15 protein-coding genes are annotated in these 18116 nt (G+C 70.9%); 7 read left to right on the plus strand and 8 right to left on the minus strand.

Annotation, left to right across the window (positions count from 1 at the left end; all coding sequences use genetic code 11):
* Positions 1 to 38: 38 nt before the first annotated feature.
* A complete protein-coding gene (locus ACFUO4_RS41535; protein WP_079309379.1) occupies positions 39 to 731 on the plus strand; it encodes a CoA pyrophosphatase in 693 nt (230 codons plus the stop codon).
* 48 nt (positions 732 to 779) lie between these two features.
* The gene (locus tag ACFUO4_RS41540) at positions 780 to 1979 is read left to right on the plus strand and encodes a MarP family serine protease (protein ID WP_079309335.1); all 1200 of its coding nucleotides are present in this window, start codon (positions 780 to 782) and stop codon (positions 1977 to 1979) included.
* Positions 1980 to 2004: 25 nt separating this feature from the next.
* Here ACFUO4_RS41540 and ACFUO4_RS41545 read toward each other — a convergent pair whose 3' ends face one another.
* The 5 genes from ACFUO4_RS41545 to acs form a co-directional block, all read right to left on the minus strand.
* A complete protein-coding gene (locus ACFUO4_RS41545) occupies positions 2005 to 2187 on the minus strand; it encodes a hypothetical protein (protein WP_079083232.1) in 183 nt (60 codons plus the stop codon).
* A gap of 127 nt (positions 2188 to 2314) precedes the next feature.
* Entirely contained in the window at positions 2315 to 3259 is a 945-nt protein-coding gene (locus ACFUO4_RS41550) for an alpha/beta fold hydrolase (protein ID WP_079309334.1), read from the minus strand.
* Positions 3256 to 3744, minus strand: a complete 489-nt coding sequence (locus ACFUO4_RS41555) for a phage holin family protein (RefSeq protein WP_383495296.1) — start codon at positions 3742 to 3744, stop codon at positions 3256 to 3258. Before ACFUO4_RS41555 ends, ACFUO4_RS41550 begins: the two co-directional genes overlap by 4 nt.
* Before the next feature lie 62 nt (positions 3745 to 3806).
* Complete coding sequence (gene nhaA, locus ACFUO4_RS41560) at positions 3807 to 5243, minus strand: Na+/H+ antiporter NhaA (RefSeq protein WP_383495299.1); 1437 nt, start codon at positions 5241 to 5243, stop codon at positions 3807 to 3809.
* Between the two features lie 173 nt (positions 5244 to 5416).
* Complete coding sequence (gene acs / locus ACFUO4_RS41565; RefSeq protein WP_079309331.1) at positions 5417 to 7375, minus strand: acetate--CoA ligase; 1959 nt, start codon at positions 7373 to 7375, stop codon at positions 5417 to 5419.
* A 241-nt stretch (positions 7376 to 7616) separates the two neighbouring features.
* Between acs and ACFUO4_RS41570 the strand changes: the two genes are divergently transcribed.
* Both ACFUO4_RS41570 and ACFUO4_RS41575 read left to right on the plus strand, forming a co-directional pair.
* Positions 7617 to 8237 carry an RNA polymerase sigma factor gene (locus ACFUO4_RS41570; protein WP_383495302.1) on the plus strand — a complete coding sequence of 207 codons (621 nt, stop codon included), beginning with the start codon at positions 7617 to 7619 and terminating at the stop codon, positions 8235 to 8237.
* Positions 8234 to 8845 carry a hypothetical protein gene (locus ACFUO4_RS41575; protein ID WP_383495305.1) on the plus strand — a complete coding sequence of 204 codons (612 nt, stop codon included), beginning with the start codon at positions 8234 to 8236 and terminating at the stop codon, positions 8843 to 8845. The genes ACFUO4_RS41570 and ACFUO4_RS41575 overlap by 4 nt, the downstream gene beginning before the upstream one ends.
* A gap of 34 nt (positions 8846 to 8879) precedes the next feature.
* Here ACFUO4_RS41575 and ACFUO4_RS41580 read toward each other — a convergent pair whose 3' ends face one another.
* Positions 8880 to 11357, minus strand: a complete 2478-nt coding sequence (locus ACFUO4_RS41580; RefSeq protein ID WP_383495308.1) for a bifunctional SulP family inorganic anion transporter/carbonic anhydrase — start codon at positions 11355 to 11357, stop codon at positions 8880 to 8882.
* A gap of 307 nt (positions 11358 to 11664) precedes the next feature.
* Between ACFUO4_RS41580 and ACFUO4_RS41585 the strand changes: the two genes are divergently transcribed.
* The gene (locus ACFUO4_RS41585; protein ID WP_079309328.1) at positions 11665 to 12939 is read left to right on the plus strand and encodes a hypothetical protein; all 1275 of its coding nucleotides are present in this window, start codon (positions 11665 to 11667) and stop codon (positions 12937 to 12939) included.
* 7 nt (positions 12940 to 12946) lie between these two features.
* Here the strand turns inward: ACFUO4_RS41585 and ACFUO4_RS41590 are convergent, their stop codons facing one another.
* Positions 12947 to 13927, minus strand: coding sequence for an ATP-binding protein (locus ACFUO4_RS41590; RefSeq protein ID WP_383495312.1), 981 nt, complete (start codon positions 13925 to 13927; stop codon positions 12947 to 12949).
* 101 nt (positions 13928 to 14028) lie between these two features.
* Between ACFUO4_RS41590 and ACFUO4_RS41595 the strand changes: the two genes are divergently transcribed.
* Positions 14029 to 14853 (plus strand): Fic family protein, encoded by an 825-nt coding sequence (locus tag ACFUO4_RS41595; RefSeq protein ID WP_079309326.1) that lies wholly within the window; start codon positions 14029 to 14031, stop codon positions 14851 to 14853.
* Positions 14854 to 15245: 392 nt separating this feature from the next.
* Here ACFUO4_RS41595 and ACFUO4_RS41600 read toward each other — a convergent pair whose 3' ends face one another.
* The gene (locus ACFUO4_RS41600; RefSeq protein WP_079309325.1) at positions 15246 to 16079 is read right to left on the minus strand and encodes an HAD family phosphatase; all 834 of its coding nucleotides are present in this window, start codon (positions 16077 to 16079) and stop codon (positions 15246 to 15248) included.
* A gap of 585 nt (positions 16080 to 16664) precedes the next feature.
* Here ACFUO4_RS41600 and ssd point away from each other — a divergent pair.
* Entirely contained in the window at positions 16665 to 17768 is a 1104-nt protein-coding gene (gene ssd, locus ACFUO4_RS41605) for a septum site-determining protein Ssd (protein ID WP_383495315.1), read from the plus strand.
* The last annotated feature ends 348 nt before the right edge of the window (positions 17769 to 18116 follow it).

Genomic DNA, 18116 nt, shown 5'->3' on the forward strand with positions numbered 1-18116 from the left:
GATACCCGGGCGTTGAAGCGGGTGGAACGGGGGTGGCGATGACGCACGCGAGCAACGCGCAGGGCAGCGTGGCGCTGCGCAAGGACGGCCTGCCCGGCTGGCTGGACCCGGTGGTGCGTGCCGTGGAGACGGTCGAGCCGGTGCAGCTGAGCCGCTTCCTGCCGCCGGCGGACGGCGCGGGGCGGCAGTCCGCCGTGCTGATCCTGTTCGGGGAGGGCGAGCGCGGGCCCGAGCTGCTGCTCATGGAGCGGGCCAGCTCGCTGCGCTCCCATGCCGGGCAGCCGTCCTTCCCGGGCGGCGCCCTCGACCCGGAGGACGGCGATCCGCAGGGCGACGGGCCGCTGCGGGCCGCGCTGCGCGAGGCCGAGGAGGAGACGGGCCTCGATCCGACCGGCGTCCAGCTCTTCGGCGTGCTGCCCAAGCTGTACATCCCGGTCAGCGGCTTCGTCGTCACGCCCGTGCTGGGCTGGTGGCGCGAGCCGACCCCGGTGGGGGTCGTCGATCCCAACGAGACGGCCCGCGTCTTCACCGTCCCCGTGGCGGATCTCACGGACCCGGGCAACCGGGCCACCACCGTCCACCCCAGCGGCCACCGAGGTCCGGCATTCCTGGTCGAATCGGCCCTGGTCTGGGGATTCACGGCCGGAATCATCGACCGGCTGCTGCACTACTCCGGCTGGGAGCGCCCCTGGGACCGGGACAGGCAGGTCCCGCTCGACTGGCGGTCATGACAGGGTGTCTGCCGTGCAGTGTCATGTGATGAGGCGAGGCCTGAACCGGTGAACGTGCTGGACATCCTGTTGCTGGTCGCCGCCGTGTGGTTCGCGATCGTCGGCTATCGCCAGGGCTTCGTCGTCGGCATCCTGTCGGTGATCGGTTTCCTGGGCGGCGGTCTCGTCGCCGTCTATGTGCTCCCCGTCATCTGGGACGCCCTGACCGACAAGTCGGAGGTCAGCACCACCGCGGCCGTCGTCGCCGTGGTCGTCGTCATCGTCTGCGCCTCCGTCGGCCAGGCCCTGACCACCCACCTCGGCAACAAGCTCCGCCGCTACATCACGTGGTCCCCGGCCCGCGCCCTGGACGCCACCGGCGGCGCCCTGGTCAATGTGGTCGCGATGCTCCTCGTGGCCTGGCTCATCGGCTCCGCCCTCGCCCAGACCACCCTGCCGACCCTCGGCAAGGAGGTCCGCGGCTCCAAGGTGCTCCTCGGGGTCTCCGAGGCGCTGCCGGACGCGGCCGACACCTGGTTCAAGGACTTCACCTCGGTCCTCGCGCAGAACGGCTTCCCGCAGGTCTTCAGCCCGTTCTCCGACGAGCCGATCAAGGAGGTCCAGCCGCCGGACCCCGCGCTCGTGGGCAGCCCGGTCGCCGCCAAGGCCAAGCAGTCCATCGTCAAGGTCATGGGCACCGCCCAGAGCTGCGGCAAGGTCCTCGAAGGCAGCGGCTTCGTGTTCGGCGAGCGCCGCGTCATGACCAACGCGCATGTCGTGGGCGGCGTCGACGAGCCCACCGTCCAGATCGGCGGCGAGGGCCCGAAGTACGACGCCACGGTCGTGCTGTACGACTGGAAGCGCGACATCGCCGTCCTCGACGTACCCGAACTGAAGGCGCCCGCCCTGAAGTTCACGGCCACGGACGCCGTCAGCGGCGACGACGCGATCATCGCCGGGTTCCCGGAGAACGGCGCGTACGACGTCCGTGCCGCGCGCGTGCGCGGGCGCATCCCGGCCAACGGTCCGGACATCTACCACCGCGGCACCGTGCACCGCGATGTGTACTCCCTCTACGCGACCGTCCGCCAGGGAAACTCCGGCGGCCCGCTGCTCACGCCCGAAGGCGAGGTGTACGGGGTCGTGTTCGCGAAGTCCCTCGACAACGCCGAGACCGGGTACGCGCTGACCGCGGACGAGATCCGGGAGGACATCGACAAGGGGCGCACCGCGAACCAACAGGTGGACAGCGACAGCTGCGCGCTGTGAGTCGCGGGGAGGGTCTGAGGGCGCGTCAGCCTCGGGGGTGACGCAGCCGTACCGAGACCCAGCGGGCCCGGCGGCGCAGGATGCGCGGGATGCCCACCCGGAGGTCCGCTCCCTGCTCCTGCGGGGCACCTCCTCGCTGGTGGGGGCTCAGACCGTGGCCCGAGCGGCGGGAGCGTGCTGCGTCACTGTAGTCGTGCGTCCAGCCCATACCCCGACGTGTGCCCCTGCCCCAAGGTCGATAACCGCCCCCACGGCCCCCAATTGGCCTATGCGCCGGGCAAGTGGCTGTTCGTAGGACAGATGTTCAGGTCCGGATACCGGGCGCGTTCGGACGGTCACCGATCGGGTTCGGGGTCTTTCAGCCAATTGATCAGTTCGGTGGAGAAAGCGACCGGATCCTCCTCGTGCGGGAAATGCCCGAGACCGTCGAACAGCCGCCAGCGGTACGGCGCTTCGACGTACTCCCCGGAACCGGCCGCGCTCCGGGTCCGCATCACCGGATCGAGCGAGCCGTGCAGATGCAGCGTCGGCACGCGGACCGGCCGCTTCATGCGCCGGTTGAACTGGACGCCGTCCGGGCGGGCCATCGACCGCACCATCCAGCGGTACGGCTCGATCGAGCAGTGCGCGGTCGACGGGATGCACATCGCGCGGCGGTACGTCTCCACCGCGTCGTCGTCCGGCAGGCTCGGCCCGGACCAGTCCCGGATCAGCTCGGCGACCAGCGCACCGTCGTCCGCGGTCAGCTGCCGCTCCGGGATCCAAGGGCGCTGGAACCCCCAGATGTAGGACCCGGCGCGGGTCTGCTTGACGTCCGAGAGCATCGCCGAGCGCCAGCGCCGCGGATGCGGCATCGAGGACACCGCGAGCCGCCGCACCAGCTTGGGCCGCATCGCCGCCGCCGTCCACGCCAGATACCCGCCCAGGTCATGGCCGACCAGCGCGGCGTCCGGCTCGCCCAGCGAGCGGATCACGCCGGTGATGTCGAGGGCCAGGTTCGCCGGGTCGTAGCCGCGCGGGGTGCGGTCGCTGCCGCCGACACCCCGCAGGTCCATGGCGACGGCCCGGAAACCGGCGTCCGCGAGGGCGGGCAGCTGATGCCGCCACGCCCACCAGAACTGCGGGAAGCCGTGCAGCAGCAGCACGAGCGGCCCGTCGCCCATCTCGGCGATGTGGAACCGCGCGCCGTTGGCGGCGACGTCCCGGTGGGTCAGCGGTCTGTCACCGAGGACGTCGGGCCGTACGACGGATTCGGCCGAAGGAGTGGCGGGCTCGCTCATGACGACGAGCGTGCCACAGCCTCGATGGCCTCCGGGACACGGTCCTGCGGCAGCTCGGGCCGCGGGTGCGGCTTGGCGTTCTGCAGGATGCTCGCCGTCTCCTTCATCGACGCGGCGGTCTTCTGCGCGCCGCCGCTCTGCTTGGCCTTCTTCGCGAAGACCATGCCGATCAGCGCGAGGACGCCCGCGATGAGGACGTTGGCGGCGAAGGACAGCAGGAAGCAGACCGCGAGGTTCCAGTCGCTCCAGGTCCGGATGCCGTACGCCAGCGCGAAGTTCAGCATCGGCAGCGAGAACACCAGCACGCCGCCGGCCACCATGAACGCGCCGCCGCTCGTCGCGCCGCGCTTCACGTCCCGCTTGAGCTGTGCCTTGGCCAGTGCGATCTCGTCGTGCACCAGCGCGGACATCTCGGTCGTCGCCGAGGCGAACAGCTGGCCGATACTGCGTTCGGCGCCGACCGGGCTGCCGTCGGGTGCGCTCATCGCGGTCTCCCTATATTCACTGGGACTCTATGGGGGCATGTCTTTTGTACCGTCCCGTCAGATCATGCCCGACGGTCGTCCTCCTCGCCTGCCCCGCCCGTCACTTCGGCAAGCCCGGCGCGTTGCGCGGCCTTCAGTTCGGCGATCCGGCGGTGCTCGGCGGCCTTGCTCTCGTGGATCTCGGCCATCCGCAGGTGGTACGCCGGGTCGTCCTCCTCGTAGATGTCCGGGATGCCGTCGAGGTCGTCGTCGCGCTCCTCGGCCTCGACCATCCGCCGGTACTTGGCGTTGCGCACCTTCAGCAGCACGGTCGCGAGGGTCGCCGCGATGAGCGAGCCCGTCAGCACGGCCGCCTTGACCTCGTCGGTGAGGGCCGCGTCCCCGTCGAAGGCCAGCTCGCCGATGAGCAGCGACACGGTGAAGCCGATGCCGGCGAGGGTCGCGACGGCGAAGACGTCCGCCCACTCCAGGTCGTCGCTGAGCGAGGCCCGGGTGAAGCGTGCCGTCAGCCAGGTCCCGCCGAAGATGCCGATCGCCTTGCCGACGACGAGTCCGAGGACGACGCCGAGGGTCTCCGGCTTGGTGAACACGTCGCCGAGAGCGCCGCCGGAGACTGAGACACCGGCGCTGAACAGCGCGAACAGCGGTACGGCCAGACCCGCCGAGAGGGGGCGCACCAGGTGCTCGACATGCTCGCCGGGGGAGTGCTGCTCGCCCTCGCGCGTGGTGCAGCGCAGCATCAGGCCCATGGCGACGCCGGCGATGGTGGCGTGGATGCCGCTGTTGTACATCAGCCCCCAGATCACCAGGGCGAGCGGGACGTACACGTACCAGCCGCGTACTTCCTTGCGCAGCAGCAGCCAGAAGACGGCCAGGCCGATCGCCGCGCCGCCGAGGGCGGCGAAGTCGATCCGGTCGGTGAAGAAGACCGCGATGATCAGGATCGCGAAGAGGTCGTCGACGACGGCGAGCGTGAGCAGGAAGGCGCGCAGGGCGCTCGGCAGGGACGTTCCGATGACGGCGAGCACGGCGAGCGCGAAAGCGATGTCGGTCGCGGTCGGGACCGCCCACCCGTCGAGCGATCCGCCGCCGCTGAGGTTGGTGAGCGTGTAGACGAGCGCCGGTACGGCCATCCCGCACAGGGCCGCGACGACCGGCAGCGCGGCCGCCTTGGGGTCCCTGAGGTCACCGGCGACCAGCTCGCGCTTGAGTTCGATGCCGGCGACGAAGAAGAAGATCGCGAGAAGGCCGTCGGCGGCCCAGTGGGCGACGGAGAGGTTCAGGCCGAGGGCCTCGGGGCCGAAGTGGAAGTGGCTGGCCGACTCGTAGCTGTCGTGCAGTGCGGGGACGTTCGCCCAGATCAGCGCGGCGATCGCGGCGGCGAGGAGCAGCACACCGCCCACGGTCTCGGTGCGCAGCGCGTCCGCCACGAAGGTGCGTTCGGGCAGCGAGAGCCGTCCGAAGACCTTGCGGGGGGTGGAGGAGCGGGGCGCGGCCATGAGGGGGACCTCCGGTCGGTGGGTAGGGCTGAGCTGCTCGCCGACCAGACTTCCCGGCACACCTGTGGAGTCACGCTAGTTTTGTTTAGTTTACCTAAAAGGGGCGCCCGGCGCGTTCTCACGCCGGGCGCCCCTTTTCTACGGCGGTGACGCCGCCCCTCTTCTCGGCGGGCTCAGTCCTCGCTGGGTGCGGCCGGGAGCTTGGCCTGGATGAGGTCCATGACCGTGGAGTCGGTCAGGGTCGTCACGTCACCGAGCTGGCGGTTCTCGGCGACGTCCCGCAGCAGGCGGCGCATGATCTTGCCGGAGCGGGTCTTCGGCAGCTCGGCCACCGGCAGGACGCGCTTGGGCTTGGCGATCGGGCCGAGGGTGGCGCCGACGTGGTTGCGCAGGTCGGCGATGAGGTTCTCGTCCTCGGCGTTCGCCGTGCCGCGCAGGATCACGAAGGCGACGATGGCCTGTCCGGTGGTCTCGTCGGCGGCACCGACGACGGCCGCCTCGGCGACGGACGGGTGGGAGACGAGCGCGGACTCGACCTCGGTGGTGGAGATGTTGTGCCCGGACACGAGCATCACGTCGTCGACCCGGCCGAGCAGCCAGACGTCGCCGTCGTCGTCCTTCTTCGCGCCGTCACCGGCGAAGTACTTGCCCTCGAAGCGCGACCAGTAGGTGTCGAGGAAGCGCTGGTCGTCGCCCCAGATGGTGCGCAGCATCGACGGCCACGGCTCGGTCAGCACCAGGTAGCCGCCACCGCCGTTCGGCACCTCGTTCGCCTCGTCGTCGACGACGGTGGCGGAGATGCCGGGCAGCGGGGTCTGCGCGGAACCGGGCTTGGTCTCCGTCACGCCCGGGAGCGGCGAGATCATCATCGCGCCGGTCTCGGTCTGCCACCAGGTGTCCACGATCGGCGTCCGGTCGGCGCCGATGTGCTTGCGGTACCAGATCCAGGCCTCGGGGTTGATCGGCTCACCGACCGACCCCAGCACCCGCAGGCTGCTGAGATCGAACTTCGCGGGGATGTCGTCGCCCCACTTCATGAACGTACGGATGGCGGTCGGCGCCGTGTACAGGATCGTGACCCCGTACTTCTGCACGATCTCCCAGAAGCGGCCCTGGTGCGGGGTGTCCGGCGTGCCCTCGTACATGACCTGGGTGGCGCCGTTCGCGAGCGGCCCGTAGACGATGTAGGAGTGCCCGGTGACCCAGCCGACGTCGGCCGTGCACCAGTACACGTCCGTCTCCGGCTTGAGGTCGAAGACGGCGTAGTGGGTGTACGCGGCCTGGGTGAGGTAGCCGCCGGAGGTGTGCAGGATGCCCTTCGGCTTACCCGTCGTACCGGACGTGTAGAGGATGAAGAGCGGCTGCTCGGCCTCGAAGGCCTCGGGGGTGTGTTCGGTGGACTGCCGGTCGACGATCTCGTGCCACCACAGGTCCCGGCTGTCGTTCCAGGCCACTTCCTGCCCGGTGCGCCGCACGACGAGCACGTGCTCGACGTTGCCCGCCTTGTCGGCAGCCTCGTCCACGGCCGGCTTGAGCGCGGACGGCTTGCCGCGCCGGTAGCCGCCGTCGGAGGTGATGACGACCTTGGCGTCCGCGTCCTGGATACGGGTCGCGAGCGCGTCGGCGCTGAACCCGCCGAAGACGACGGAGTGCGCGGCGCCGATCCGGGCGCAGGCCAGCATCGCGATCGCCGTCTCCGGGATCATCGGCATGTAGACGGCGACCCGGTCGCCCTTCTGAACTCCCAGCTCCAGCAGGGCGTTCGCGGCCTTGGAGACCTCGTCCTTGAGCTCGGCGTAGGTGATCGCGCGGCTGTCGCCGGGCTCCCCCTCGAAGTGGATGGCGACCCGGTCGCCGTGGCCCGCCTCGACATGCCGGTCGACGCAGTTGTACGCGACGTTGAGCTCGCCGTCCTTGAACCACTTGGCGAACGGCGGGTTCGACCAGTCCAGCGTCTCGGTCGGCTCCTTGGCCCAGGTCAGCCGACGGGCCTGCGCGGCCCAGAAGCCGAGCCTGTCAGCCTTGGCCTGTTCGTACGCCTCCGCGGTGACGTTGGCGTTCGCTGCCAGGTCCGCGGGCGGCGCGAACCTGCGCTCTTCCTTGAGCAGGTTGGCCAAGGATTCGTTGCTCACGACATCTCCCTTTCCCAGGGTGTCCGTTGTGTCCCAGGCCACAGCTCATCAGACCGAAGCCCCTGCTGACAAGGGTCGACGGAAAATTGGTTTAGACCTGTGCGGGACGGTCTGTGGGACCTTTTCGTACGTCTTCGGTGGCGGCCGGCGTCATCCGTACCCACGGACGCCGACCAGGCAGAGTTCAGTCCCTGTAACGCCTTTCACACTCCGGCCCAAGTACTGATGAAGCGCCCCCGACATGAAGGAGGTACGTGTGGAAGGGATACGGGGCGGGCCGCAGGCGGCGGTCCGCGACCCAGAGCTCTTCGAGGAGTTCTACCGGCGCCATGTGGACGCGATGACATCTTTCGTGGCCCGGCGTGTCGCCGACCCGCACACGGTCGCCGACCTGACCGCCGAGATTTTCCTCGCGGTCCTGGACTCCGCCCACACCTACCGCCCGGGCCGGGGCAGTGAGACCGCCTGGCTCTACGGCATCGCCCGCAACGTCGTCGCGGGGGAACACCGCCGCGTGGCCCGGGAGACGGTCCGCGACCGGCGCATCTCCGGGCGGCGGCTGCTGGAGCCGGACGACATCGCGCGCCTGGAGGACAAGCTCGACGCGGAGTCCCCGGGCCGCCGCGCCCTCGCCGCGCTGGAACGGCTCCCCGCGGGGGAGCGAGCCGTTCTGGAGCTGATCGTGGTCGACCAGCTGACGGTCCCCGAGACCGCCGCCGCCCTGGGCATCACCCAGGTCACGGCCCGCGTACGGCTGCACCGGGCCCGCAAGTCGCTGCGCCGGGCGGCGGACGAGCCCGCCGACGGGCCGCGCGCCACATCCCTGTCGTACGTCACCGGAGGAACCGGGGGAGAGGCATGACCACCAGGACGACATTCGAGGACCGGCTGCTGGCGGAACTCCGACGCGAGATCGGCTTGCGCGCGGACGACGGTACGGCCGAGGCGGCGCCGACGTCCGTGGAGCGCCGCCGCTTCAGGGCCCGTACGGCGTTCACGGCGCCGAGGCTCGCACTCGTCGCCCTGGCCTGCGCCGCCGTCGCGGGTGCCGCGGTGCTGCTGCCGGGCTCACCAGCCGAGAGCCCGGCCTATGCGGTGGTGTCGCATGCGGATGGGACCGTGACGGTCACCATGAACGAGTTCGGCCTCGGCGGCACCATGCCGGACGCGCTCGTCAAGCGGCTGGAGGCGAACGGCATCCGCGTGGTCGTGGACAAGCTGCCGAACGGTTACGAGTGCACGGAGAACCGGGGGGAATGGGTCCGGGGCCGCCCGGATGCGGACGGGGGCCCCAGCAGGGTGTTCGACCTGCGGCGCGGGGACACCCTGGCCGTCGTGGAGATGGGGCAGCGCCAGCCCGACGGGAGCTTCCTGCCGGTCTCCAGCCTCTCCTTCCTCCGCGGTGAGGCCGGCCCTTGCAATCCGGTCCCCGCCGCACCCCACCCGGCAGAGACATCCGGTCTCCGCTGAGCGGGGCACGGGGTAAGGGAGATCGGGGATGCGCTTACGCCGGGCTGCGCAGCTCCTCGGCGCCGGTCACGTGGTCGAACACCCCCGCGTCCGAGGCCTCGGTGAGCAGATACGCCTGCGCCTCGCCCACGTGGAAGTACATCCCGTGCAGCTCCAACTCCCTTCTGTGCAGCGCCCGGGCCACCGACTCGTGCGCCCGCAGATGCTCCAGCTGCTGGACCACGTTGGTCAGACACAGCTGCTCCACCGCGTCCGCGGGCGCCCGGCCGGCGAGTCTGGCCCACGGCCGGCCGTCGTCGGCCATGCGCTCCAGACTCGGCAGTCCGTGCCGCAGCCACCGCTTGAGCGGCGTCTGGACGCCTCCGGGATCGGAGTTGAGCAGGGCCTGCATGGCTCCGCACCCGGAGTGGCCGCACACCGTGATGGACCGCACCTTCAGCACGTCCACCGCGTACTCGATCGCGGCCGCGACCGAGTCGTCCCCGCTCTCCTCGCCGGGTAGCGGGACGAGGTTGCCGACGTTGCGCACCACGAACAGGTCGCCCGGACCACTGGAGGTGATCATCGAGGTGACCAGCCGCGAGTCGGCGCAGGTGAGGAAGAGCTGGGAGGGCTGCTGCCCCTCACGGGCCAGCCGGGCCAGCTCACCCCGCACCAGGGGAGCGGTGTGGCGCTGGAACGCGCTGATACCACGGGCCAGTTCATGCCCGCTCGGGCCGTCGGCGCGGGCGGCGCCGGGGGAGGGGGTGTCGGGCGCACCGGTCGTCGCGCCGGGTGTGCCGGGCGCCTGGGGTGCGTCGGACGTCTCGGACTGTGGCGCGGACGGTGGGCGTTCGCACTGGTGGTTGCGCCAGGGTGTCCAGGGGCGGCAGCGGCAGCCGGCGGCGGTCGGTGGAGCGTCGGCGTCCGCCGGGTGCGTGGTGCCGGTGCCGGTCGCGGGCGTCTCGCCGGGCTCGGCGATCGTGATTCCGGCGCGGCGGCCCGTGAGTTCGACGGTGCCGCCCTGCGCGGTGTGCGTGTTCTGCCAGTCCTGCAGTGCCTCGAACGCCGCGTGGTCCATGAAGGAGCCGTCCAACTCGACGACGACATGGGCGCCGTGGGGAACGAGGTGCAGGGCCCGGCTGAGGCGGGGCACCGCGAGGAACGTCAACTGGCCTCGTACATGGACGTGATGGACTCCTTCCTGTTCGTCGTGCTCATGCGTGATGCGGGTGCGGGTGAGGCGGTGCAGGGCGACGGCGACGGCCACGGCGATGCCGAGGGTCACGCCCTCCAGGACGCCGAGGGCCACCACGCCGAGGGTGGTGACGGCGTACACCAGGACCTCGCGGTGGCGGGTCACCGTACGGATGTGGTGCAGGGACACCATCTGGATGCCGACGGCCATCACCAGGGCGGCGAGTGAGGCGAGCGGGATGAACTCCAGGACGGGGACCATCAGCAGTGCGGCGATCACTACGAGAACGCCGTGCAGCATCGTGGAGTTCCGGCTCACGGCACCCGCGTGCACATTCGCCGAACTGCGCACGGCGACCCCTGCGACCGGGAGTCCGCCGAGCGTGCCGGAGACGATGTTGGCGGCGCCCTGGCCGAGCAGCTCACGATCCAGGTTGGAGCGTCCGACCCGGGCGGTCAGACCGGGCCGGGCGGCCGCCATCTTGTCCACGGCGACCGCGCCGAGCAGCGACTGCACGCTGCACACCAGGGTGGTCGTCAGGACGGCGGCGGCGATGCCGAGCACCGGCCCCTCGGGCAGTCCGGCCAAGGCGTGGCTGCTCCAGGAGGGCAGGTCCACCTTGGGCACGGACAGCCCGGTGAGGGCCGCGACCGCGCTGGCGCCGGTGACGGCGACGAGAGCGGCCGGGACCTTGCGCAGCAGACGGCCCACCCGGCCGGGGATGCGCGGCCAGAGCAGCAGCAGGGTCAGCGTCAGCACGCTCACCGACACGGCGGCCGGCGCGAGGCCGGCCAACTGGGCGGGCAGCGCACGGAGGTTGGCCAGGACGGAACTCTGCGGGGTGCCGCCGAGCACGATGTGCAGCTGGGCCACGGCGATGGTGACGCCGATGCCGGCGAGCATGCCGTGCACGATCGCGGGGCTGACGGCGAGGGCGGTGCGGGCCACGCGCAGGCAGCCGAGGCCGAGTTGGGCCAGACCGGCGAGGACCGTGATCGCACAGGTGGTGCGCCAGCCGTAGCGGTGGATGAGGTCGGCGGTGACGACCGTGAGCCCGGCGGCCGGGCCGCTCACCTGGAGCGCGGAGCCGCCGAGCCGTCCGGCGACGAGGCCTCCCACGGCGGCGGCGACGAGACCGGCCTGGAGGGGCGCGCCGGTGGCGAGGGCGATGCCCAGGGACAGGGGCAGGGCGATCAGGAAGACCGCGATCGAGGCCGACACGTCGGCGCCCGCGATGCGGAAGCGGCGGGGCCGGGACGGCGGGGGGCTGTGGGGTCGGTGGATGCGCTTCGTCCGACTCGAGTCGGCGGCGCGGGTGGGGACGCAGGCGGACATAGTTCCCGTCTCCTCCGGGGCAGCGCGGTCGCGGAACAGGTGGTCCCCCGCCCGATGGCGGGGGTCGGGTCGCGGCCGTGGGTCACGGCGTGCAGCGGCGGGATGAATCAACGCTCGGTAAACGGATCGTAATTCAGAGTAAAGGCCAGGCATAGACTTTTCTGGCAAATGGCCCCATAAGTCACCCATCAGGGTGATGCAGATATTTCATCGGCTTGTCGTACTAATTCCTTCTCGGTCTCGTGCGAGCTTGGCGGCGCTGTCGTTGGCCCCAGTTCCCGGACAGAAGGAAGTAGGTGGGCGGAACATGGCCGCCACCCAGAGGATCGCCGCCGGCGCCGTGGTCGCCGCGGTCTGTGCCGCATCGCTCGCCGGATGCGCGATCGGCACCGACGGTTCCAAGGAAGGGGCCGCCGGCCCGCAGAAGGCGAAGCCCGCCCAGGCACCGCCGAAGAGCGCGGTCCGCCTGATCGGCGACGGCTCCACCGCGTACACCGGCGCCCAGCCCCACCTGCCCCGGCCGGAACGGATGAAGACCGGTCAGAAGCCGCCGCAGTTCGTGGTGTTCTCCTGGGACGGCGCCGGCGAGGACGGCCAGAAGCTGTTCTCCCACTTCCGCAAGGTCGCCAAGGCGAACAACGCGACCATGACCTACTTCCTCAGCGGCGTGTACATGCTGCCGGAGGAGAAGCGCGACCTGTACCGGCCGCCGCAGCACTCCCCGGGCCGCTCCGACATCGGCTTCAACGACGAGGAGGGCATCGCCGCGACCGTGAAGCAGCTGCGCGGGGCGTGGCTGGAGGGCAACGAGATCGGCACCCACTTCAACGGCCACTTCTGCGGGAGCGGCGGCGGGGTCGGCCAGTGGTCGGTCGAGGAGTGGAAGGACGAGATCGCCCAGGCGAAGCAGTTCGTGAAGTCCTGGAAGACCAACACCGGCATGAAGAAGGCCGCCCCGCTCCCCTTCGACTACGACAAGGAGCTCGTCGGCGCCCGCACGCCCTGCCTGGAGGGCCAGAAGAACTTCATGAAGGCCGCCCGCGAGCTGGGCTTCCGCTACGACACCAGCGGTGTCAACGAGCAGCTCTGGCCGCGGAAGAAGGAGGGGCTGTGGGACCTGTCGATGCAGCTCGTGCCGTTCCCCGGGCACTCCTACGAGCAGCTGACCATGGACTACAACTTCATGGTCAACCAGTCCGGCACCAACACCCAGGGCGACCCGAACAAGTACGAGTTCTGGGGCGACCAGATGCGTGACGGCCTGCTCAAGGGCTTCCACCGCGCCTACGACGGCAACCGCGCCCCGCTGATCATCGGCAACCACTTCGAGTCCTGGAACGGCGGCACCTACATGCGCGCCGTCGAGGAGACCGTCGAGCAGGTCTGCAACAAGCCCGACGTGCGCTGTGTCTCCTTCCGGCAGCTCGCCGACTGGCTGGACGCCCAGGACCCCGAGGTCCTGGCCAAGATGCGGACGCTCGGCGTCGGCGAGGCCCCGAAGCAGGGCTGGGCGTCCTTCCTCTCCAGCCGCCCGGCCCCGGCCCCGAAGGGCGTACCGGGGGCTCCGGCGGCGGGGCGGTAGGGGTCCGTCAGGCGGTCGCCACCAGGCTCTCGCCGAGCACGAACCCGGGGTCGACCTGCGCCGCCAGGTCGGCCCCGGTCCGCTCGTTGCCCCAGGCCTGGGCGTTCTTCAGGTGGAAGTGCACCATCTGGTGGGTGTAGCGCTGCCAGTCGCGCAGGTCGTACGTCGCGTCGACGGCTGTCTGCAACAGGCGCAGCGCGCGGCGGTTGGCGTCCTCCAGGAGCGCGAACCGGGGCGGCCGGCCCTTCTCCATGGCGCGCACCCAGTCCGAGTGCCCGACCGTCACGAGCAGGTCGTCCCCGACCTCGGCGCGCAGGAAGTCGAGGTCGTCCTGGCCCTGCACCTTGTTGCCGACGACTTTCAGCACGACGCCGTAGTCCTGGGCGTACTCCTTGTACTGGCGATAGACGGAGACCCCCTTCCGGGTCGGCTCGGCGACGAGGAACGTGATGTCGAAGCGGGTGAACATGCCGGAGGCGAAGGAGTCGGAGCCGGCGGTCATGTCCACCACGACGTATTCGTCGCGCCCGTCCACCAGGTGGTTCAGGCACAGCTCCACCGCTCCCGTCTTGGAGTGGTAGCAGGCCACTCCCAGGTCGGCGTCGGTGAAGGGCCCGGTGACCATCAAACGGACGGTGTCGCCGTCGAGTTCCACCGGCCGGGCGCAGGCGTCGTAGACCGGGTTGTCCTCGCGCACGCGCAGCAGGCGGGAGCCCTCGCCGGGCGGTGTCGTCTTGATCATCGTCTCGGCGGAGGCGATGCGCGGGTTGTCGCCGCGCAGGTACTCCTTGATCAGCTTCAGCCGCTCGCCCATCGCGGGCAGCGCGGCGGCCTCCGCCTCGTCGAGGCCGAGGGCGGCGCCCAGGTGCTGGTTGATGTCGGCGTCGACCGCGACCACCGGCCGCCCGGTCGTGGCGAGATACCGGATGAACAGGGAGGACAGGGTGGTCTTGCCGCTGCCGCCCTTCCCGACGAAAGCAATTTTCATGTTCACGAAGGGTAGTGGTGCAGTAGCTGTACGTGGCAGGTGTGCGTGAAGAAGACCACTCCATCGTGGGGTCCGGCCCGGCGTTGCGTAGGGTCGTACTCATGAGTACGACAGGCGCGACCGCCGACCCGCTCGCGGCCCTGGGCTCGCTGCCCGGTGTGGCCGACTCCGTGGAGTCCGTGCGCAAGGCCGTGGACCGGGTCTACGGACACCGGATCATGCGGCGCCGCAGCAACACGGTCACCGGCGAGGCCGCGCTGCGTGGCTCACGCGGCTCCGCGGCGCTGTCCGGTGCCGACTGGGCGCTCGAAGAGGTGCGCCGCCGCTCCGACTTCAGCGGGGACGACGAGGCGCGCGTGATGGGCGCCGCGCTCAGGCTGACCGCGGAGGCCGGCCAACTCCTGTCCATCTGGCGGCAGTCGCCCCTGCGCGTCCTGGCCCGGCTGCACCTGGTGGCCGCGGCGAGCAGCGGCGACGAGGTCGGGCGTCCGCGCCGGGAGGGCGAACCGGTCGACGAGCCGCTGATCGAGCTGCCGCTGCCGAGCGCGGCGGAGGTCAACGGCCGCCTGGAGGGCCTGTCCGAGCTGATCATCGCGGGCAGTTCCGCCCCCGCGCTGGTGACGTCGGCCGTCGTGCACGGTGAACTCCTCGCGCTGCGGCCCTTCACCTCCCACAACGGCCTCGTCGCGCGTGCGGCCGAGCGCATCGTCCTGATCGGCAGTGGTCTCGATCCCAAGTCCGTCTGCCCGGCCGAGGTCGGCCACGCCGAACTGGGCCGGGCGGCCTATCTGGCGGCGCTCGAAGGCTATGTCTCCGGCACTCCGGAGGGGATGGCCGCCTGGATCGCCCACTGCGGCAAGGCGATCGAACTCGGTGCGCGCGAGTCGACCGCGGTGTGCGAGGCATTGCAGCGCGGGGCGGCGTAGGAACGAAACAGGCCCCCCGCGCGGGGGGCCTGAACAGGGTTGCGGCGGTACGAGGATTCGTACCGCCGCTGGCATGCTCACCGGGTTACCAAGCGTCCTCGATATGTTGCCCATCAGGTCGGGAACTTTGCCCGTCACCTGGTGCGGCTGGCCCGTAATCGACGGGTCGACGTCGCGTGGGTGCCCAGTGTTCATGCGCGGTCCGTGGGGCCAAATGCGTTATTAAGGTGATCCTCTCGGATGTCCTTGGTCTCGCGGGCCGTTAACCCCTTTGTACTCCAGGACCCGGGTAAGCGGAAGTGCTGGCTGCAGTTCTTTACTTTTACTCTCAAACAGGCGCTAAACGGGCACCGATATGCCGGACATGGGCACAGTCGTGACCCCGGCGCAGCTCAGAGAGCCGACGCCCGGCGCCGGCTCGCGTACCAGACGAGGCCCGCGGTGGCGGCCGCGGCCCCTATGGCGGCCGCCGCGACCAGTGCCGGGCGGGGCGGTACGGAGAACGCGGGGAAGCGCTGCTTGAGCCGGACCGGACGGTGGAAATCGAGAATCGGCCACCCGCGCGCGAGCGCCTCACGACGCAGCGCGCGGTCCGGATTCACGGCGTGCGGATGGCCCACCGACTGGAGCATCGGCAGATCGGTCGCCGAGTCGCTGTAGGCGTAACAGCGCTCCAGGTCGTACCCCTCGGACTCGGCCAGCTCCTTGATCGCCTCGGCCTTCGTCGGACCGTAGGCGTAGTACTCCACCTCGCCGGTGAAGCAGCCGTCCTCGCCGACCACCATCCGGGTCGCCACCACGCGGTCCGCGCCGAGGAGTTCACCGATCGGCTCGACGACCTCCGCGCCCGACGTGGACACGATCACGACGTCACGGCCGGCCCGGTGGTGCTCCTCGATGAGGGAGGCGGCCTCGTCGTAGATGATCGGGTCGATCAGGTCGTGCAGGGTCTCGGCGACGATCTCCTTCACCTGCTGCACGTTCCAGCCGCGCACGAGCTGGGAGAGGTACTCGCGGGTCCGCTCCATCTGGTCGTGGTCCATACCGCCCACGAGGAAGACGAACTGGGCGTACGCGGTACGCACCGCGGCCCTGCGGTTGATCAGGCCGCCTTGGTAGAACGACTTGCTGAACGTGAGCGTGCTCGACTTCGCAATGACCGTCTTGTCCAGGTCAAAGAAGGCCGCTGTGCGGGGCAAGGAGTGGTTTTCCACGACCCCGAGCATAGGCGCAGCCCATTCGGCGTAAGGTGGGGCGCGTGGGTTTGCCTGAGAGGGCTCTCGGGTACACCATGGAAGTCACGGATCGTTCGCGACCGTGCTAACCCGGCCCGGCTCCTCCCCCCCCGAGTCGGCCGTGGAGACGACCCCCACTCTCCCCCCCGGTGGGGGTCGTCGCATGTCCGGGTGGGTTTTCTCTTTTTCGCAAGCGGCTGTAGCGCCGCACCGAGGCGGCTTCGGCCGCCTCTTCCGTATGCCCGTGATCCGTCACTGTCCGTAGTCGTAGCGCTGCTCTGCGGAAGTCGCACAGAGGTCGGCCGGAACCGGTGCGGAGCTCACCGGTTTGGGTGACGGACATATTCACAACGGGCGAGTTGTCCACAGATATCGACCAAGATCCACTTCATTTCCCGCTGCGTTGCACCGTGATTCCAGCGCGGCCCGCCGACGCCGATCCGATGGCCGGATCCGGTTAACCGGGCGCGTTTGGCCGGTTCCTATCGGCCGTTCATATGGAGGCCGGTTGCCGGTTCTTCACACGTTCGGGAATCGCGAGGCGCTTGATGCCCTCGCGGGATGCAGCGAAGGGGGATGGAAAGCGTGGCCGCAGCCGTCACACACGATCCGCCGTCCGGCGCCGGAGGGCGCCAGGGCGGACCGTTGATCATCACCGAGGACCCCGGGCTCCTCGACGACCTGCTCCGGCTCTGCGCGGCGGCCGGCGCCACACCCGAGGTGCACCCAGGGGTGCCCGAGCCGCGGGACCGATGGGAGGCCGCGCCGCTCGTCCTGGTCGGCGACGATGCCGTACGACGAGTGCGGGGCGCCGCGCGCAGAGGCGGGGTGGTGCTCGTCGGCAGGGACCAGGACGACTCCGGGGTGTGGCGCCGGGCCGTCGAGATCGGCGCCGACCACGTCCTGATGCTGCCCGACGGCGAGCAGTGGCTCGTCGACCGGATCGCCGACGTCGCCGAGGGCGTCGGCCGGCCCGCCCTCACCGTCGGCGTCATCGGCGGCCGGGGCGGGGCCGGCGCCTCCACGCTCGCGTGCGCGCTGGCCGTCACCTCCGCGCGGGAGGGACTGCGCACCCTGCTCGTGGACGCCGATCCGCTGGGCGGCGGACTCGACGTACTCCTCGGCGGGGAGACCGCCGAGGGGCTGCGCTGGCCGGCGTTCGCCGCCTCGCGCGGCAGGGTCGGCGGTGGCGCCCTGGAGGAGTCGCTGCCCGAGCTGCACTCCCTGCGGGTGCTCAGCTGGGACCGCGGCGACTGCGTCGCCGTCCCGCCGCAGGCCGTCCGCGCGGTGCTGGCCGCGGCCCGACGCCGGGGCGGCACGGTCGTCGTGGACCTGCCCCGCCGTATCGACGGCGGCGTGGCCGAGACGCTCGCCCAGCTCGACCTCGGCATCCTCGTCGTTCCCGCGGAGCTGCGGGCCGTCGCGGCGGCCGGACGGGTGGCCTCCGCGGTCGGGATGGTCGTACGGGACCTGCGGGTCGCCGTACGGGGCCCGTACGCACCCGGACTCGACGACCGTGAGGTGGCACGCCTGCTCGGCCTGCCCCTGCTGGGCGAGGTGCCGGTCGAGGCGGGCCTGCTGCGACCGCACGAGGCCAGGACACCGCCCGGCGCCGGGAGGGGACCGCTGACGCGGTTCTGCAAGGAGTTCTGGGAGCGGGCACTGGTGGAGGCGGCATGACCGCGGCGCTGGAGGACGCGTGGGCACGCGCGCGTGCGGACGAGCTGACATGCGCGCGTGCAGATGAGCGGGCACATGCGCGTGGCGGGCCGGGTGGCGACGGGGCTGGGCCGGGTGCGTTCGAGGGTGCACGGGGTGGCGCGGAGGCGGGGCCCGGTGGGTTCGAGGGTGCACGGGGTGGCGCGGAGGCGAGGTCCGGTGGGTTCGGTCGGGCAGGGGGCGGCGCGGACGTCCGGCCGGGTGCGTTCGGCCGGATAGAGGACGGCGCGGACGGGCGGCCGGGTGTGTTCGGCCGGATGGAGGACGGCGCGGACGTGGGGCCGGGTGCGTTCGGCCGGGTTCGGGGCG

It is taken from the genome of Streptomyces sp. NPDC057280 (assembly GCF_042668605.1).
In the GTDB taxonomy this organism is placed as follows: domain Bacteria; phylum Actinomycetota; class Actinomycetes; order Streptomycetales; family Streptomycetaceae; genus Streptomyces.

Bases quoted from the DNA above. Each gene is read 5' to 3' on its own strand.
- ACFUO4_RS41550 (WP_079309334.1), bottom strand. From the start codon at position 3,259: ATGAGCGAGCCCGCCACTCCTTCGGCCGAATCCGTCGTACGGCCCGAC.
- ACFUO4_RS41575 (WP_383495305.1), top strand. From the start codon at position 8,234: ATGACCACCAGGACGACATTCGAGGACCGGCTGCTGGCGGAACTCCGA.
- ACFUO4_RS41600 (WP_079309325.1), bottom strand. From the start codon at position 16,079: ATGCTCGGGGTCGTGGAAAACCACTCCTTGCCCCGCACAGCGGCCTTC.
- ACFUO4_RS41595 (WP_079309326.1), top strand. From the start codon at position 14,029: ATGAGTACGACAGGCGCGACCGCCGACCCGCTCGCGGCCCTGGGCTCG.
- nhaA (WP_383495299.1), bottom strand. From the start codon at position 5,243: ATGGCCGCGCCCCGCTCCTCCACCCCCCGCAAGGTCTTCGGACGGCTC.
- ACFUO4_RS41545 (WP_079083232.1), bottom strand. From the start codon at position 2,187: ATGGGCTGGACGCACGACTACAGTGACGCAGCACGCTCCCGCCGCTCG.
- ACFUO4_RS41535 (WP_079309379.1), top strand. From the start codon at position 39: ATGACGCACGCGAGCAACGCGCAGGGCAGCGTGGCGCTGCGCAAGGAC.
- ACFUO4_RS41555 (WP_383495296.1), bottom strand. From the start codon at position 3,744: ATGAGCGCACCCGACGGCAGCCCGGTCGGCGCCGAACGCAGTATCGGC.
- ssd (WP_383495315.1), top strand. From the start codon at position 16,665: ATGGAAAGCGTGGCCGCAGCCGTCACACACGATCCGCCGTCCGGCGCC.
- ACFUO4_RS41585 (WP_079309328.1), top strand. From the start codon at position 11,665: ATGGCCGCCACCCAGAGGATCGCCGCCGGCGCCGTGGTCGCCGCGGTC.
- ACFUO4_RS41590 (WP_383495312.1), bottom strand. From the start codon at position 13,927: ATGAAAATTGCTTTCGTCGGGAAGGGCGGCAGCGGCAAGACCACCCTG.
- ACFUO4_RS41580 (WP_383495308.1), bottom strand. From the start codon at position 11,357: ATGTCCGCCTGCGTCCCCACCCGCGCCGCCGACTCGAGTCGGACGAAG.
- ACFUO4_RS41570 (WP_383495302.1), top strand. From the start codon at position 7,617: ATGAAGGAGGTACGTGTGGAAGGGATACGGGGCGGGCCGCAGGCGGCG.